Genomic DNA, 18155 nt, shown 5'->3' with positions numbered 1-18155 from the left:
AAATAAAACCTTATATTATGAAAAAATATTTATATATCATCGGCCTGATATTTCTCATAGTATTCACTTCCTGTGAATCAGATAAACTGAATGTCACTAATTTTGGTATGATTTCCGGAAAAGTGATGGACGGAGATACTTATCTTCCAGTTTCCGGAGTTATGATCAGCACTACACCTGCAAGCTTGGTCTTACTATCAGATGCAGAAGGTAAATTTACAATTCCGAAAATCAAAGAAGGAGATATTGCCGTGAATCTGACAAAGAAAAACTACCTGAGTAATTCTTTGATCGTTGAAACTTATGGTGAGGAGACTACTCAGATGGATCTTTTAATGTATAGAGATACTGCTAATATTGGAACCATTACCTTCTCCGATCCTGTTCCTGCAAACGGGGCAGTACAAGTGGCAGATTCGAGTGCTACTTTTTCTTGGAAAGTAAACGGTTTAAAGTCAAATTTAGAATTAACTTATAATATTTACTTTTTCGAGTCCAATTCAACAGTTCAGAATCTGTTAGGAGAAGATGTTGTATTGAAACAAGTAATAACAGGCATATTAAAACCTAAAACAACCTATTATTGGTATGTTTTAGCCAAACTTAATGGAAAAGTTGTAGCATTCAGTCCTACCTGGTCATTTACAACAGGAGATGATGATAAGTAGGCTTATTAAAACCCTAAATTCAAGTGTTAAATGCAACTGATGGAATTTTAGATTGAATATTTTTTCAGAGAAGGGGAAGATGTTTATCTTCCACCTTTCTCTGATGGGGTAAAATAATTATCTTGTTCCCTCAATCTCCTACAAAATCAGGGTAGAGTAGGGCTTTATTTTTCCTACCGTCCTGGTTTCGTATCCCAGTTCGTAAGGGGTGTAAATCATCCAGCGAGAACCCAGAGGCATCATCTTCAGAGCCTCCTGACAGCCATCAATCACTTCATTTACTTTGAAAGATTCCGGTCTTTCTCTACTGAAAAAATAGTCAAACACAGTTCAGTCAATCAGTGTTCATTTATAGTTAACTTTTACCATGCTTTTTGTCGTAGGTACAGGCCTTTTACCCGGTAGTATCACTTTATATTGCACTCTGCATGGTACATCCATCATTCCTCCTCGTTCTGTTTTTCTTCCAGAAAACGATTGATGGTACTTACTTTGCCGCTATAGAACCAATGTACAATGTCCTTTCTCTTGTAGTGAGCCATTTTCAGGATCGTTTTGCCGACCAGAAATGGTTGATCTATGATCTGAAGCGGGAATATGGCTACTATTACGATCTTTCCACTGTTACCGAAGTTCGTTTTGAAGAAAAAGAATCCCATTTGTTGACCGGTATGCTGAGCGAAGATCTTATGATGCATGATGAAAAGCTCTTTCAGCAGATGTGGAAAGAGTACTTTAAGTCAATAGCTATTAAAGAGCGTATTAACCCACGGCTTCATCGCCAACACTTGCCTGTCCGTTTTTGGAAGTATCTCACAGAAAAGCAAAAATGAAACTTTTTGGTTGTTATAAGTTTTAATATATCATTATACTTGCAATTTTGCCTCATTTAAATTACTTTTAAAATCTTTTATATCATAAATCATTGTTTTAGAACTAATTGATGTTTTTTTTGTTTATACTTGATATAAATAAGGAATATATTATGGCATATGATTTAGCAATTATAGGTGGCGGACCGGCAGGATATAATGCTGCTGAAAGAGCCGCTTCAGGAGGACTTAAAACAGTTCTTTTTGAAAAGAATGCAATAGGGGGAGTTTGTCTCAATGAAGGTTGTATTCCAACCAAAACTCTACTCTATTCTGCAAAAATATTGGATAATATTAAAAGTGCTTCTAAATACGGTATACTTACCGATACTAATCCCGGATTCGATTTTCAAAAGATAATGAGCCGTAAGGATAAGGTGGTTAAGAAACTCACTTCCGGTGTTGCTATGAAATTAAAAGCTTATGGTGTTCATTTTGTTGAAGGTGTGGCAACTGTTCAGGGCGATAAAGATGGAATGATCAATATCTCCTGTAATGACGAACTATATTCTGTTAAGTTCCTGTTACTCTGCACAGGCTCCGAAACGGTAATTCCTCCTATCAAGGGACTGGCTGATACTGAATACTGGACTTCCAAAGAAGCGCTTGAACTAAAAGAGCTTCCTAAATCTCTTGCTATCATTGGTGGCGGGGTTATCGGGATGGAGTTTGCTTCTTTCTTCAATAGCATGGGTGTTAAAGTTACTGTTATCGAAATGCTACCGGAGATATTGGGAGCTATGGATAAGGAAACCTCTGCAATGCTCAGAGCGGATTATACTAAGAAGGGAATACGATTTCTGCTGGGAACCAAAGTATCAGAAGTAGCAACAGGAAAAGTTTTTATTGAAAAGGATGGTAAACAGGAGACCGTTGAAACTGAAAAGATTCTGGTTAGTGTAGGGCGCAGAGCAGTAACTACTAATCTTGGTCTTGAAAATCTGCATGTTGAATTACAGAAAGGTGGAGTGAAGGTCAACGAATATATGCAGACCAGTCACCCCGGAGTCTATGCTTGTGGAGATATAACAGGATTCTCACTACTGGCACATACAGCTATTCGTGAAGGAGAGGTTGCAGTTAATCACATTCTGGGAATCGAGGATAAGATGAATTATGATTCCGTTCCGGGAGTGGTGTATACCAATCCAGAACTTGCCGGAGCCGGAAAAACAGAGGAAGAACTCAAAGCAAGCGGTACAGATTATCATGTTCTGAAATTACCGATGGCTTATTCCGGACGGTTTGTTGCCGAAAATGAATTAGGAAACGGCCTCTGCAAACTGATCACAGACAACGAGGAGCATATTATTGGTTGCCACTTGTATGGCAATCCTGCATCCGAGTTGATTTTAAGCATGAGCATGGCTATCGACAGGAAACTGACGGTAGAAGAACTGAAAAAACAGATATTCCCGCACCCTACAGTGAGCGAGATAATTCGTGAAAGTTTTTTTGTCTGATCAATAAACAATCAAAACATTCTCGAGATGCTTTGCATAAACAATCCATATACAGATGCCTGGTTCAATCTGGCGGCAGAAGAATATTTCCTGCATTCTTTTCAGGAGAATGTATTCATGCTGTGGCAGAATGAACCATCAGTCATTATTGGCAAACATCAGAATGTATGGGCAGAAGTTAATATGGATTTTGTGAGAGATCACCGCATTAAAGTAGTAAGAAGATATTCCGGTGGCGGTGCTGTGTATCATGATGCCGGCAATCTGAATTTTACCTTTATTGAAAATAGTGATAATGCTGATTTTAATAAATACCTTATTCAGATTCAGAAATTTCTTAGGGAAATAGGAATAAATGCTGAGGCTGACGAACGGCGGGGACTAAATATTGATGGGCTGAAAATATCGGGAAGTGCACAGTGCATCCATAAAAAAAGAGTGATGTATCATGCTACGCTACTCTATTCAACGGATTTATTGAGTCTCAATGCAGCATTAACTTCTTTACCAACTCAACAGAATGATGTTACATCGCCACGTTTGCTTTATGTAAAGTCGGTGAGAAGTCCGGTTACCAATATTAAGGAATACGTACCAGATAATATGCAAATCAGTAATCTGAAAGAACTGATTATGAATTACTTTCTAAAGAATGAAACCAATAATAAAATATATATATTCAGTGAAAAAGACCTGTCGGCTATCAAACAATTAAGTAGGAATAAATATTCCACATCCGACTGGAATTTTAATGCATCATATTTAAAATAACCAAATACATTAACTATGGCTACATTTGAAATAAAAATGCCCAAATTGGGTGAAAGCATAACAGAAGGAACCATAATGACATGGTCGGTTAAAGCAGGCGATGTTATTAATGAAGACGATATATTGTTTGAAGTAAGTACTGCCAAAGTTAGCGCAGAAATACCTTCTCCTGTGGCAGGGAAAATACTTCAGATACTTTTCAAAGAAGGCGATACTGTTTCTGTAGGTACGGTGGTGGCAATCGTGCAACTCGAAGGAGATTCGGAAGAAGAAACACCTGAAGTTGGTGAAAGTACAACCGCAAAAGAAGAAGCTCCGGCATCTTCCGCTGAACCGGTTAAGAACGTAAAAAGTGAGGAAGCCAGGTGGTATTCTCCCATTGTACTTCAGATAGCCCAGGAAGCTCAACTTTCTAAAGAAGAACTTGACAGTATTCCCGGAACCGGCTACGAAGGACGTTTAAGTAAAAAAGATATAAAGACTTATGTAGAGCAGAGAAAGAAGGGTGCTCAACCGGCTGCTCTTGCTGCCCCGCAGAAAACTGTTTCAGCAGAACCAGCTCTTGTTTTTCCGCAGAAAGTTGCTTCCGCAGAACCGGCATTTGTTGCACCATCTAAGCCTGTAACCGTTTCTCAGCCAGTTGCTGCAGAATCCAAACCGGCACCAACAACACCTGTTATACCTGTTTCTGATGGTGACGAAGTGGTTGAAATGGACTTTGTCCGCCGTATCATTGCCGATCACATGGTTATGTCAAAACAAGTATCGCCACATGTCACAACGGTGGTCGAGGTTGATGTTACTAAACTGGTACGCTGGCGTGAGCGCAACAAAGAATCATTCCAACGGCGTGAAGGTATCTCTCTCACATACATGCCTGCTATTGTTGAGGCTGTTACAAAAGCCCTTGCAGAATATCCATACGTCAATGCATCAGTTGATGGCTACCGTATGATACTGAAAAAGAAAATAAATGTAGGTGTGGCGGTGTCACTTAATGATGGCAACCTGATTGTTCCGGTAATACACAATGCCGATAAACTTAGTCTTAGCGGACTGGCTGGAAGTATCGATACATTGGCGGCAAAAGCACGTGCCAATAAATTATCACCGGATGATATTCAGGGTGGAACCTTTACCATCACAAACTTTGGTACTTTCAAGAACATTATAGGCACACCAATTATCAACCAGCCGCAGGTTGCTATTCTGGGTGTTGGATACATAGAGAAAAAGCCGGCGGTAGTCGAAACTCCCGAAGGCGATACCATTGCCATCCGTCATAAAATGTATCTCTCTCTTTCTTATGACCATCGTATAGTAAACGGTGCAATGGGAGGTGCTTTCCTCAGACGTATAGCCGATTACCTGGAGAACTGGAACGGATAGTTCAAAACACTTAAAAAGACGAAGTATGAAAAAGTACGATATAAAATCAACAGATAAAGAGACACTGAGAAAGTGGTATTACCTTATGACACTTGGTCGCATGATTGACGAGAAAGCACCAGCTTATTTACTTCAATCATTAGGCTGGTCGTTTCATGCCCCTTATGCGGGGCATGATGGTATACAACTTGCAATGGGACAAGTCTTTACCAGAGGAGAAGATTTTTTCTTCCCCTATTACCGTGACTTGCTTGCCGCCCTTTCTGCCGGAATGACTGCCGAGGAAATTATCCTTAACGGGTTATCCAAAGCAACCGATTTAACAAGTGGCGGACGTCACATGTCCAATCATTTTGCCAAGATGGAATGGAATATTCAGAATATATCATCGGCAACTGCAACTCAGGATCTTCATGCAGTAGGAGTAGCTCGCGCCATGGCCTACTATGGACATAAAGGAGTAGTTATAGCCTCTCACGGTGAATCTTCTGTATCCGAAGGATTTGTTTACGAAGCAATCAATGGAGCAAGCACAGAACAACTGCCTGTTATCTTTGTCATTGAAGACAACGGATTTGGGATTTCCGTTCCTAAAAAAGACCAGACATCCAATCCAAAGGTTGCCGCTAATTTTTCAGGATTCAAGAACCTTAAGATAATCTACTGCAATGGCAAAGATGTGTTCGATTCCATGAATGCTATGGCCGAAGCCCGCGAACATGCAATTACAAAGCATAATCCGGTTATTGTTCATGCCAACTGTGTGCGTATTGGTTCGCACTCTAATTCAGATAAGCACACCCTTTATCGTGATGAAGATGAACTTGCATACGTTAAGGCTGCCGATCCACTACAGAAATTCAGGAGAATGCTGTTGCGATACGAACGATTTACTGAAGACGAACTAAAGAAAATTGAAGAAGAAGCAAAGAAAGAACTGAGTACTGCCAATAAGAAAGCCATTGCAGCACCCGATCCTGACGCTTCTACGGTACTCGATTATGTTCTTCCTGAACCTTATAAACCACAGGTTTATGTCGACGGAACTCATAACCTGGATGGAGAGAAGAAGACTATGGTTACAGCTATCAATGAAACATTGAAGGCTGAGTTCAGACACAATCCCGATACCTTCCTTTGGGGACAGGATGTGGCTAATAAAGATAAGGGCGGTGTGTTTAATGTAACCAAAGGTATGCAGCAGGAGTTTGGTGTTAAAAGAGTATTCAATGCACCCATAGCAGAAGATTATATCGTGGGTACTGCCAATGGCATGAGCCGCTTCGATCCTAAAATACGAATTGTAATTGAGGGAGCCGAGTTTGCCGACTATTTCTGGCCGGCGGTAGAGCAATATGTAGAGTGTACACATGAATACTGGCGAAACAACGGAAAGTTTGTGCCAAACGTAACAGTGCGTCTTGCTTCCGGAGGATATATTGGCGGAGGACTTTACCATTCACAAACCATTGAAGGAGCACTAAGTACCTTGCCTGGTGCACGCATTGTCTATCCTTCTTTCGCCGATGATGCCGCGGGATTGTTACGTACCAGCATGCGTTCAAAAGGATTCACCCTCTATCTGGAACCCAAGGCTCAATATAATGCTGTTGAGGCAGCAACTGTGGTGCCCGATGACTTTGAAGTACCGTTCGGAAAGGCGCGTATTCGTCGAGAAGGAACCGATCTCAGTATTATCACCTATGGTAACACTACCCATTTCTGCCTTACCGTGGCCGATCGCCTGGCAAAAGAATCCGGTTGGAATGTTGAAGTGATTGATCTTCGTTCACTTATTCCGCTCGATAAAGAAGCCATTTTTGAATCAGTGAAGAAAACCAGTAAAGCACTGATAGTGCATGAAGACAAAGTCTTTTCAGGATTTGGTGCCGAGATTGCAGCAATGATAGGCGAGGAGATGTTCCGTTATCTCGATGCCCCTGTTCAGCGGGTTGGTTCAATTTTCACCCCTGTAGGTTTTCATCCTAATTTTGAAAAAGCGATTCTTCCCGGTGAGGAACGCATTTACAAGGCAGCCAAAAGTTTACTGGAATACTAACAATTAAAGATATTTGCAATGAAAAAGATTGGATTATTTTATGGAACAAGCACTAAGAAAACAGCCGCTATAGCGCAGCAGATACAAGCCGCATTTGGTGAAGCCAATCTGGAGATTGTTCCTATTGAGAGCGCATGGAAAGAAGAGTTTCTCACTTATAATTATCTGATAGTAGGTACATCAACCTGGTTCGATGGTGAATTACCCACCTATTGGGACGAGATAATACCCGAGCTTACATCTCTTGAACTTCAAGATAAGAAAGTAGCCATATTCGGACTTGGGGATCAGGTAAACTATCCCGATAATTTTGTTGATGGAATAGGGCTCCTGGCTGAGGCTTTTGAAACTGCAGGAGCTCAACTCGTGGGATTCACTTCTGCCGAGGGATATTCATTTAATCACTCTCAGGCACTAAAAGAAGACAAATTTCTTGGTTTGGCGCTAGATGTTGAAAATCAGCCCGAACAAATCGAAAAACGAATTCACGACTGGGTAGATCAACTCAGGAAAGAATTCTTTTTATGAACACTTTTTTTATATCAAAAAAACAATGAAGTATGGAAACAAAGAAAAAAATAACTCCTCAGGGATATAATACATTAACGCCATATCTGAATATAAAAGGCGCAGATAAAGCCATTGAATTTTATGAGAAAGCATTTGGTGCAAAAGAAATCAGGAGGCTTTCCATGCCCGATGGAACTGTTGCACATGCCGAAATAGAAATTGGAGATTCAAAATTTATGCTGGCAGAAGAAAACCCACATTGGGGCAATTTAAGTCCCCTGTCGTTAGGAGGTTCACCTGTAACGCTCTGCTTGTATGTAGAAGATGTTGATACTGTTTTTGCAAAAGCCCTTAAAGAAGGAGCAACAGTAACAGACGGAATGGAAGTCAAGGATCAGTTTTACGGTGAACGCGCCGGAAGTCTTACCGATCCTTTTGGTCATAAATGGTCTATTATGACACATATTGAAGACGTTTCAACAGAAGAAATGCAAAGACGAATGAACGCTATGTTCTAATAAACGCCAGGGGTTATTTAACCCCTAGCAGTTCCACTTCAAAAATCAGGGTAGAGTAGGGTTTAATTTTCCCTGCCGCCCTGGTTCCGTATCCCAGTTCGTAAGGGATGTAAATCATCCAGCGGGAACCCAGAGGCATCACCTTCAGAGCCTCCTGCCAACCGTCAATAACCTCATTCACTCTGAAAGATTCCGGTCTTTTTCTGCTGAAAGAATCATCAAATACCGTTCCGTCAATCAGCGTACCTTTATAGTGAACTTTCACCATACTTTTAGCTGTAGGCACAGGTCCTTTACCTTGTAATATCACTTTGTACTGCACACCGCAAGGCAATTCCATTACTCCCTCTTCGTTCAGGTTCTCTTCCAGGAAGCGGATATTTGCTTCTTTATAATCTTTATGTTTCAGGCTCATATTTGTTCTATTTTATTATTTAATAATATATGCTCAGGTCTGTTTTCTGTGCAAATGTAATATATTTCCATCTATTTTTGCCAGCTTATTTATGCCGGGTAGTTAAATAGCATGACTTTCAGCATTAATAATACTTTCTCCAATCAGAAAGCTAATAATATTCGTTTACGGATTTGTTGCTCTATTATTTTTTCTATAACTTGCCATCATTTATCACGTCAAAACAAATTTATAATATATAATTCAAAAAATGATTAGAATTTCTACCTGGGCATCCTTAATTGGGGTGTTTTTTAGCTTGGGATGCCAGTCGGAACATGGTAAATGTGTTCTGCAGCCCGCCAATGAATATAAAGAATATGTGATAGATGCCGAATCTGAACTTTCAACTTTAAATCTCTACACTTTCGAAGATCATGGACACGAGTATCTTACCTTTCCTGTTCACAAAAAAAGAGCTATACTTATTTACGATTTGTTATCTGATAAATTAGTTCAAAATTTCTTTTTCAATGTTGAAAAACCTCGGGGAATAGGGACGGAGCTTTATGGTTATTATGCAAAAGATATGGGACATATTTATGTTCCCGATTTTAATGAAAAGGCAATTTATGAAACAGACACAACCGGTGTTTTCAAAAAAACAATTAATTTCAATGTTACTGATGACGGACTGATACCGATGCCTGCATATTATAATAATCTGCATAATGTTCAGCTAACCTTTATAGGCAATAAGCTTTATATACCTCAACAATTAAATGCCAGTCTCGGTAGCTCATGGGTAGAAAAGAGCCCGATAGGTATAACTGTAGATACAGTGAGTGGAAATGTTCGTAAACTGCCCATGAATTTTCCGCCTCTCATTCCTTCGAAAGAACTAAAGAACAGTATAGAAGGAAGTCTGCCTTATAGTGAAGTATTCGATGGTAAACGATTTGTTTACTCATTCAGTATGGACGAAAATTTGTATGTGGTTTCTCCCGATCACCATAATATACAAAAGATAAAAGCCAAAAGTAAATATATACCAGAATTAAAATTCAGAAAGATTCCATCCGATTTTTCTAAAACATTGAAAACAACTTGCGAAGCGGCTACTTACGGAAACATTATCTATGATAAATATCGTCAGGTATATTATCGCTTTGCCTATCCGGAATCTGAATTGGATGACAATGAAGACTTCTTAAGAATTTTAAACTCAGGCAAGAAAGAGTTTTCAATTATTATTTTGGATAAAAACCTTAAGATTTTAGGTGAAACAAAATTTCCTCCATTCACCTATTTGCCTCATATATTCTTTATTAGTAAGGATGGTCTTTATTTGAGTGTAAATCATTTCAAACGAGACGATTTCTGTGACTGGAAACTTCGCTTTCAGAAAATAGAATTGATAAAGCAATAATCTGATTTGGAAAATAAATAAAAACGTTTTTGAATAAATAGTCAATCCTTAAAAAGTCAATAGTATAAATAGAAAGAGCTAAACCTCAGTGTTTGGCTCTTTCTATTTTTTGCTATTTGAAATAATGCATTCTCATTTTCTTTTTCTGATAATCTATATAAAAAAAGCCGCGCCAAAAGATATAACTTTTGGCGCGGCCTATAACTTTTATTTCCTCAAATCTAGTTTGGAGTTACAAATTTTCTCCATCTAGGGTCACCGATACCCAGTTTATAAATCTCATGATTTCTTACAGCATCAGTATTTTTGTAATAAAGACCGTTGAGGTCGTACTCGTGCATATTAATATCGCCGTTTTTGCCAAGTGCGTTTGGACTTACCATCAGATCAGTAGGAGAGATACCTACCACACCCAATTTAACTTCCGTTTCATCTTTACCGTAAACATTTGATTTACCGGCACCTTGACTCGTAGAGCTAAATCCATTGGAAGAGAATATACTACCCTTGTTCAAGTTTGTATTTGTAGAGTAGTTATTCCTAACGTAGAAGTTAACCCCGTTGAAGTTACGGATATCCATACCTTGTAGATACATAGATCTGGTGTCTCCATCAGCCTTATGCTGAATGAACAGATTCTTCTCTACAGTAAATGAACTGTTCGAAGGATTGTAACGCATACTGAACAATAAACGACCATTAGAACGAGTACTGAAATTGAAGAATGTATTGTTTGATACATTAATATTCCATTTTACATCCGTTCCCCAAGCCCTGTTCTTTGCTTCAGACAAGAAGTTATCACGCGGACTGTCAATGAATGAACAGTTAGTAATATTCATGTCATTGTAAATCGTTGTGTTATCATTAGCAGCATCTTCCTGAACCCAGGCATATCCACGTCCATTGCTATCATATACACCACAGTTGTAGAACAAGCAATTATCTGTTATCCAGTGACGGACAATTCGGTATGAATTTCCCTGGAATCGAACCCATCCACGAACCATGTGCTGGAACTCACAATTACGAACTTCAAACGATTCAAGTATAAAAGGCATAGCCTGTGAATACTGATTGATAAAGTAATTACCAAGTCCTATGGTGGTAGTAGCTGGTTTATTTAGATAGTTGTAGGCCTCGGGACAATCAAATTTGATGTTGTCAAATACAATAGATTCTACATTAATACCACCCATTTCACCATTCATTGCATTACGTCCAAATGAGAAATTGCAGCTATAAGGGTTTCCATTTGCATCTTTACCAACACCCATCAGCACGGTTGCTTTTTCTGTACCGGTAGTTTTCAGCGTGAATCCTTTTGACATGGTAATTGTATTCTGCATATAATAAGTCTTTCCACTTTCTAGTAAGAACACGGTACCTTCAGCCAACGAATTGTCCGACATGTATTTCTGTAATACTGTATCTATTCTACATGCCTTATAAGTATGTGCACCTTGAATAGTATCATTCGGATCATAGTTGTATTTTATGGTAATAGGAGCTCCTATTTTACCTTTCATACGCACCATAACAGTGTTATACAGTCTGTCCCAGTAACGTTTCACTCTGTTATTCAAACCATTTACAACATAAACAGCATTCGATGACAAATTTTGCACATCAATATAACCCCTCTGAATATCTTCTTGAGTTAGCTTTATGCTTTGTGATGGTAGATCTTTATTATCATAAGAAGGTGCAATGGTAATCTGGTCCAACGGGAATTTTCCGTCTACCACTTCCAGGTTTACATCGTTAGTCTTCGCTGTCAAATCAAAATTTACACGCATAGTAGTTTCTGTAACATTACTTACAGTTATTACTTTAGGAATATTGCTACCACGTGTCAACGTTGTATAACCTATATAGTCGGCAGGGTGTGCTCCATCTCCATATCCAAACCATTTAGAATTGTATGCTTCACCTCTTTTTGACAAAGTCTGGATAGCAAATCTAAATGCTACTTCATATTGCAGATCCGGAATAGTCATACTGAGAACATCTGGGCCAACAATTGTATCGATAAGACAGTCTGTGTCAAACGAGGTTCCCTGAATGACCATTTTAATACGATATCCGGCTGCTCCGTCAATACCAAACCAATTCAAGTATATATCATTTTTTGTACCCTGTTTTATACCGCTTGAATAAATATCGTTGCTAATCCCGGTAGTCTTATAGTCTCTGAACATCGTCATGAATTCTCTTTCAGATTCCTTTGGGCCTACCAAATCTTCATCCTTACAGGAATAAATGGATATTGCCATTAGAATGGCAGTAAAAAAATATAATAATTTATGTTTCATAACGTCTTTATTTTATTAGTTATATCCGTAGTAATTCTTGTAAACACCATTACTTTTCTGAATAGCACTATTAGGTATAGGAAGAATATAACGTACGGGAGGTAAGTTATTCCGATCCATCTGTGGAGTAAATACGCCATATTCGTCTGCTTGAATAAAACCACGGAATGAGAATCTACATTGGTTGTTCGGACATGACAGGCCTTCGTTATACCATTTGTAGAAATCGGCAACAGAATAATCTGATCCTGGCGAATAAGAAAACGCATACGGATTGTAGAAATCAATAATTTTTAGAGTTGTATTAGGATAGATATCCGGATTATTAGGGTTAGCTACAATCTTATAGAACATCTGGAAAGGGAAATTATCAAATTCTTCTGTACCCTCAACACTGTTGTCACCACCAGATGCACATCCCATAGCATAGTATCTCATGAAGCATTTGTAAACAACTTCCGAGTAAAGATTCCAGCGTACAAGATCTTTCCAGCGCATATTTTCACCACCAAATTCAAACTTACGCTCATCACAAATAGCTTTAAAGAAGCTCTCTTTCGAAGCAGATGCAGTTGCAATATAGTTATCTACTTTTGCTGCACGATCTTCAGCCTTAAATGCACGGTTTCGTACCTCTTTTAAAGCAGCTATAGCTTTAGTACCATTGGCACCCGACACACCATCTTCAAGTTCGTTAACAGCTTCAGCATACATCAGCAACACATCGGCATAACGCATATAAGGATAGTTTATCCCAGTATTTCCATTACTGGAAGCTCCAAGTGAATTACCCGGTGATGTCCAGAACTTAGACCATTTGTTGGCATGAACGCTATAATCATTACGCACAACAGGTGTTCCGTCATAGTTATAATACCACATACCTACCGTTTGGTTCAAGCGAAGATCACTACGATCGAAGTCATATCGGTAAAAAGCGTTCAGGCGGATACCACCGGCACTTCCTCCCCATACATTTATATCAGTACTAATACCATCCAAAGTGCTTCCGCTAGGACCATGTTGATATCCTACAGAACCACTTCCATTCTTTAAGAAAGGAATTTCAAATATAGGATCATCATCATTATCAACAATATAGTTACATTCATCAACAAATACATCTCTGAATGATTTATTTAAGTGATGCGTAGAAGAACTGATTACAGAATCGGCATAGACTTTTGCAATTTCGTAATAGTCTTTATAATCATCTGGTCTCTTCATAGTACCCTGGCTTAGCGGATTGGTGTCATCAGGATAAAGTGAGTAACCACCTCTGGTCAAAGCCATGCGGGAAATCATTGCATAACAAAACTCGCGAGAAACACGTTCAATACCATCAGTATTCTCTCTTGCATAATTCAATAGAGGAGCTGCACTTTTCAAATCATTAATAAGTGTGGTAAGTATCTCATTTCTGTCAGTTATTGGAATAACCAGTTTATCTCCCAAGTCATAAGAAGGAGTAAAACTAAAAGGAATATCACCGCAAAGAACAACTAAATCGTGATAAAACATAGCTCTCAATACTTTGGCTTCTGCCAATTGAGCACGAATTATAGTATCACCTTGCAAATACAAATTACTTTTTTCCACACCCTTAATAAAGATGTTTGCCCGTTCTATCCCAGTGTAGGCAGCAGTCCACGCCTTTGAAATGGCAGAACCATTTTGAGTTCCATCAAAACATTTAAAGTCAGCACCACCCACATTTCTGATTTCCGAGCTGAAAGGAGTAAATTCCACATCACTATTAAGCGCAAACGCATTCATGTAAGCATCCCCATAAGTATCACTAGACATTAGTGAAGCATAGACAGAGTTCAAACTTCGATTGATTTCATCCTTGCTTCCAAAGACGTAATCTTCACCGTATTTTGACTCAGAACTAACCTCGAGGTAATCAGTGCATGAGGATAAACCTGCCAATATTAACAGTGCAATAAGTATTAATTTATTTTTTTTCATGTTGTAATCTTATTTTTAGCGGGGTTAGAATGTAATATTTAAACCTAATAAGAAGTTACGGCTTCTTGGATAACGGTTGTAATCCACACCCGGAGTCAAGCCAGTCTGCACGTCCACTTCAGGATCATATCCTGAATATTTGGTCCAAACGAATAAGTTATAACCACTAGTGTAAAAACGAAGACGTTCAATACCCATACGCTTGGTCATTTTCTTAGGTAGAGTATAACCAATTGTTACATCCTGCAAGCGAAGGAAAGAACCATCTTCAATAAATTTATCGATAGCCACTTTCTTACCAATATCAACAGGATTAAAGGTTTTAGCCTTAGAGTTGATGTCAACATACTCGTCTGCACACCAGTAAGTATTAAGCATACGGTCACCTTGATCATTAGCATAACGCCAACGGTTAGGTTCTGCAAATTCGGCCAATACATTATAGTAATTATTAGTGTTTCCTTCAAAAGAAGATAGAGTATAACGAGTAGCGTTATTTACATCAAAGCCATACATGTAAGTAAAGTTACATGAAAAGTCGAAACCTTTGTAAGAACCATTTAAGCCGAAACCTCCGCTAAACTTAGGATTCGTATTACCAATAACCACTTTATCATTGTCATTAACTATATTCACGTCTTTTTCACCATCAACACCATCTACAAAGTTCTTGAACTTTAGTTTACCTGGTGCTGTGCCAAATAATGCATCACAGTTTACAGTTCCTTCTTTGGCTTCATAATTGTAATTGTTAGTTGGATTGAATTCATCGAATCCGTAAATGCCATCAGAAACGAAACCATAGATAAGTCCTAACTGATCTCCTACTTTAAGGCAGTAGTCATAGTTAGATGATTTCCAACGAGACGAAGTTGCCCAAATCACATCATCAACACCATTTAATTTGTCAATACGAGTTTTGTTAGATCCGAAAGTGAAATTTCCGTTCAATTTGAAATCGCGATTATCGATAATGTTTCCGTTGATAGTAAGTTCAAAACCGCGGTTAGTAACCTGACCTATGTTCTGCATCTGTCTTGTGTAACCTGTTGTTAAAGGAATTTCACTTTCATAAAGCAAGTCGCGAGTAGTATTCCAGTATACTTCCGGAGTAATAGTCAAGCGTTCGCCAAATAAACCTAAATCGATAGCAAGGTTACGTGTCATAGTTGTTTCCCATTTAATTTTTGTATTCGGGAAAGTGCTACCTCCTGCATTAACATAGTAATCATAACCTTTTTCATTTCTTTCACCCCAACCTGGTCCACCAGATGAGTTGATTACATACTGATATCTCCACATGTCGTCGGTAATGCGGTTGTTACCAGCCATACCAACAGCTGCACGAATCTTCAAATTAGAGATAGATTTTATATCCTCCATAAAACTCTCTTTTTTCATTACCCATGCACCTGAGATAGCAGGGAAGTATCCCCATTGATTGCCTGGTGCGAATTTTGTAGAACCATCGGCACGGAATGTAGCAGATACAAGGTATTTGCGATCAAAGTTGTAGTTAGCCTGACCAAAGAAAGACGCAGTTCTGTCAGGAGATGAAATATAAGAAGTAGAACTATAAGGAGTACCTAGTCCCATATTATTTAAAGCTTTTGTAGGCGAGATTTCTTTTGGTAAATAGCGAACATTGAAATCATTACCACGGCTCAATGAGTGCTGTACTTCCTGGCCTAACAAGAATGAAAGATTGTGTTTATTATTCAATGTTACACCATAGCTCAAAGTGTTGGTCCATACATAGCTATCAGATCTACTACTGTTCTTATCAGCAACAGGCTGTTTTTCATAAGCCCCTGAAGTTAGATAACCCCAGAAACGGTCCTGGTTAGAAAAGCCCATATTCAACATACCTTCTGTACGGAATTGAAGTCCTTTCATAATGGCCCATTCTAAAGATACCTGATTAGTGAATGTATATGAATGTTGCAGATTATAGTTCTGATCAATCTGTCCTTTTGGGTTTGTTAACTGGAAATACTTTTCTTCTTCCGGGTCAATTGTTTCCGGAGCACGAACAGCAAAGTCGCGCAAACCATTTGTTGGACGATAACGAAGAATATCAATGATACCGCCATTACCAACATTATCAGCACCGGCACCGGCAGTACGGCGATAACTTATACGTGAATTGACCAATAATTGCACTTTCGAAGAAAGTTGAGCGTTAAATTTCATATTCAGGTTGGTACGACGAACGCCTGAGCCAATCAACACACCATTCTCGTCATTGTGAGTAAGAGAGGTGTTGAATTTTAATTTTTCGGTACCACCACCTACAGTAACATTATACATATAACTCATAGGATGGCCACCCAAAATCTCGTCTTGCCAGTCAACGCCTTCTACGCTTTTATAAAGATCAAAATCCTGAGGGTTACCAAAGTTATCACGGAATTTGTAATTTTTGGTATTATCTCCTACAACATTTTCATATTGAATTTTTACATAATCGTATGGATCAAGTAATTTCATTTTGCGGGCAAGAGATCTTACCTGAGCATAAGTATTGAAACTAACAGATAATTTACCTTCCTGAGCCGATTTTGTAGTAACAATTACTACACCATTACCACCCCTTGCACCATAAACAGCAGTCAAAGATGCATCTTTCAATACATCGATAGATTGAATATCTGTTGGAGGAATGTCATTTATATTACTAGCCTGGAAGCCGTCTACAATATAAAGAGGTTGATTACTTTGTGTTACAGACGTACCCCCACGAACTCTGATGTTAATCTCGGCTCCCGGTTCACCATCCAGGGTAGTAACCTGCACACCGGCAATTTTACCCTGAAGAGCTTCAGCTGCTGAAGCTACCGGAACGCGAGCCAATGAAGCTCCTGAAATGGAACCTACCGAACCGGTTAAGTCAGCTCTTACCTTGCTACCATAACCAATTACAACGACCTCGCTCAAAGCAGTTTGGTCTTCTTCCATGTTTATCGTCAGAGTTTTTCCTGCTACAGCAACAACTTCCTGAGGTTTCATACCTATGTATGTAATCACCAGTCGTTTACCGGAGGCTGAAATTTTTAATGAAAAGTCACCATTCAGGTCAGTCACTGTTGCTTTGGCTTTATTATTTTTTTCAAAGACAGTGGCTCCAATGATTGCTTCTCCATTATTATCCAGAACCTTACCTTTTATTACAATGCCTTGAGCAAAAAGTTTTGGCGGTACTGATAACATAAATATCAGTAGGATTAGTACCCACCGAAAATGTGTTTTTTTAATCATAGATAAAGAGGTTTTTTAGGGACTTAGAATTCTGTTTACTTGCATTCAATGATAAGTCCCTATTATAGTCATTGAATACAATTGAAAAAGATTTTAGTTTCGTGATTAAACCAGTTAATGATTCATTAACGGTTTCTAGCTTTCGCTGCAGTTGTGAAGTACATTTGCGTTTTTTTGATTTCATTAGATTTTTAAAAAGATATATTTAACAAAATTAGTATCTATTGACAATTACAGGGTACAATAAATGGTCTAATTCGTGCAAAAATTGGTATGGCTATAAAAAATCAATATTTCCACATTTAGCCTGTATTTTAGATAGTTGATTGTGTGTTTGCATGTTTGCTCATTTTATACACAATTTGATCTTTATACATGGACATGATGCCCACTTTGGAGTTTATAAGATTTGTATTGGTATGCCGTCTCTATTCCTGTTTTATGTATTGCGAAAGATATAGTGCGGTTTGCTTTTTCTGAAAATAAGATAAGCCCTCCAGGTATGCTGCCATAAGGCAAGCCTGGAGAGCTTATTATT

The 18155-nt window shown here is 38.6% G+C and carries 13 protein-coding genes and 1 pseudogene; 9 read left to right on the top strand and 5 right to left on the bottom strand.

Translation table 11 applies throughout. The features are described 5' to 3' along the window. Window positions 1-17 precede the first annotated feature (17 nt). Window positions 18-668 (top strand): peptidase associated/transthyretin-like domain-containing protein, encoded by a 651-nt coding sequence (locus BUC21_RS05445; protein WP_073399993.1) that lies wholly within the window; start codon window positions 18-20, stop codon window positions 666-668. Window positions 669-806: 138 nt separating this feature from the next. Here BUC21_RS05445 and BUC21_RS16595 read toward each other — a convergent pair whose 3' ends face one another. Further along, window positions 807-995: an FKBP-type peptidyl-prolyl cis-trans isomerase gene (locus BUC21_RS16595; RefSeq protein WP_245797067.1), complete on the bottom strand. Its 189-nt coding sequence runs from the start codon at window positions 993-995 to the stop codon at window positions 807-809. Between the two features lie 137 nt (window positions 996-1132). On the opposite strand from BUC21_RS16595, the pseudogene BUC21_RS05435 reads away from it, so the two are divergent. The 7 genes and pseudogenes from BUC21_RS05435 to BUC21_RS05405 all read left to right on the top strand — a co-directional run. Next, a pseudogene (locus BUC21_RS05435) lies at window positions 1133-1501 on the top strand (TIGR03915 family putative DNA repair protein); the annotation flags it as partial. A 152-nt stretch (window positions 1502-1653) separates the two neighbouring features. Continuing rightward, window positions 1654-3003, top strand: a complete 1350-nt coding sequence (gene lpdA, locus BUC21_RS05430) for a dihydrolipoyl dehydrogenase (protein ID WP_073400081.1) — start codon at window positions 1654-1656, stop codon at window positions 3001-3003. Between the two features lie 27 nt (window positions 3004-3030). Further along, the gene (locus BUC21_RS05425) at window positions 3031-3774 is read left to right on the top strand and encodes a lipoate--protein ligase family protein (protein WP_073399991.1); all 744 of its coding nucleotides are present in this window, start codon (window positions 3031-3033) and stop codon (window positions 3772-3774) included. Window positions 3775-3789: 15 nt separating this feature from the next. Next, on the top strand, window positions 3790-5163 hold the full coding sequence (locus BUC21_RS05420) for a dihydrolipoamide acetyltransferase family protein (protein ID WP_073399989.1): 1374 nt from the start codon (window positions 3790-3792) through the stop codon (window positions 5161-5163). 25 nt (window positions 5164-5188) lie between these two features. After that, window positions 5189-7222 carry an alpha-ketoacid dehydrogenase subunit alpha/beta gene (locus BUC21_RS05415; protein ID WP_073399987.1) on the top strand — a complete coding sequence of 678 codons (2034 nt, stop codon included), beginning with the start codon at window positions 5189-5191 and terminating at the stop codon, window positions 7220-7222. 18 nt (window positions 7223-7240) lie between these two features. After that, window positions 7241-7750 carry a flavodoxin gene (locus tag BUC21_RS05410; RefSeq protein WP_073399985.1) on the top strand — a complete coding sequence of 170 codons (510 nt, stop codon included), beginning with the start codon at window positions 7241-7243 and terminating at the stop codon, window positions 7748-7750. Between the two features lie 32 nt (window positions 7751-7782). Continuing rightward, entirely contained in the window at window positions 7783-8250 is a 468-nt protein-coding gene (locus BUC21_RS05405; RefSeq protein WP_073399983.1) for a VOC family protein, read from the top strand. Window positions 8251-8263: 13 nt separating this feature from the next. Here the strand turns inward: BUC21_RS05405 and BUC21_RS05400 are convergent, their stop codons facing one another. Beyond that, complete coding sequence (locus BUC21_RS05400) at window positions 8264-8665, bottom strand: BamJ family beta-barrel-assembly machinery protein (protein WP_073399981.1); 402 nt, start codon at window positions 8663-8665, stop codon at window positions 8264-8266. Between the two features lie 250 nt (window positions 8666-8915). On the opposite strand from BUC21_RS05400, the gene BUC21_RS05395 reads away from it, so the two are divergent. Then, a complete protein-coding gene (locus BUC21_RS05395) occupies window positions 8916-10073 on the top strand; it encodes a DUF4221 family protein (protein WP_083547607.1) in 1158 nt (385 codons plus the stop codon). A 221-nt stretch (window positions 10074-10294) separates the two neighbouring features. Here BUC21_RS05395 and BUC21_RS05390 read toward each other — a convergent pair whose 3' ends face one another. From BUC21_RS05390 to BUC21_RS05380, 3 genes are read right to left on the bottom strand one after another with little or no spacing between them, the layout of a single operon-like run. Then, entirely contained in the window at window positions 10295-12388 is a 2094-nt protein-coding gene (locus tag BUC21_RS05390) for a hypothetical protein (protein ID WP_073399979.1), read from the bottom strand. A gap of 15 nt (window positions 12389-12403) precedes the next feature. After that, entirely contained in the window at window positions 12404-14359 is a 1956-nt protein-coding gene (locus tag BUC21_RS05385; RefSeq protein ID WP_073399977.1) for a RagB/SusD family nutrient uptake outer membrane protein, read from the bottom strand. A gap of 24 nt (window positions 14360-14383) precedes the next feature. Continuing rightward, entirely contained in the window at window positions 14384-17569 is a 3186-nt protein-coding gene (locus BUC21_RS05380; protein WP_245797066.1) for a SusC/RagA family TonB-linked outer membrane protein, read from the bottom strand. Window positions 17570-18155 lie beyond the last annotated feature (586 nt).

This window comes from Bacteroides luti (genome assembly GCF_900128905.1).
Classification (GTDB): Bacteria; Bacteroidota; Bacteroidia; order Bacteroidales; family Bacteroidaceae; genus Bacteroides; species Bacteroides luti.
Note: the sequence above shows the minus strand (reverse complement) of the source record. Positions and strands in the feature narration are given on the sequence as shown.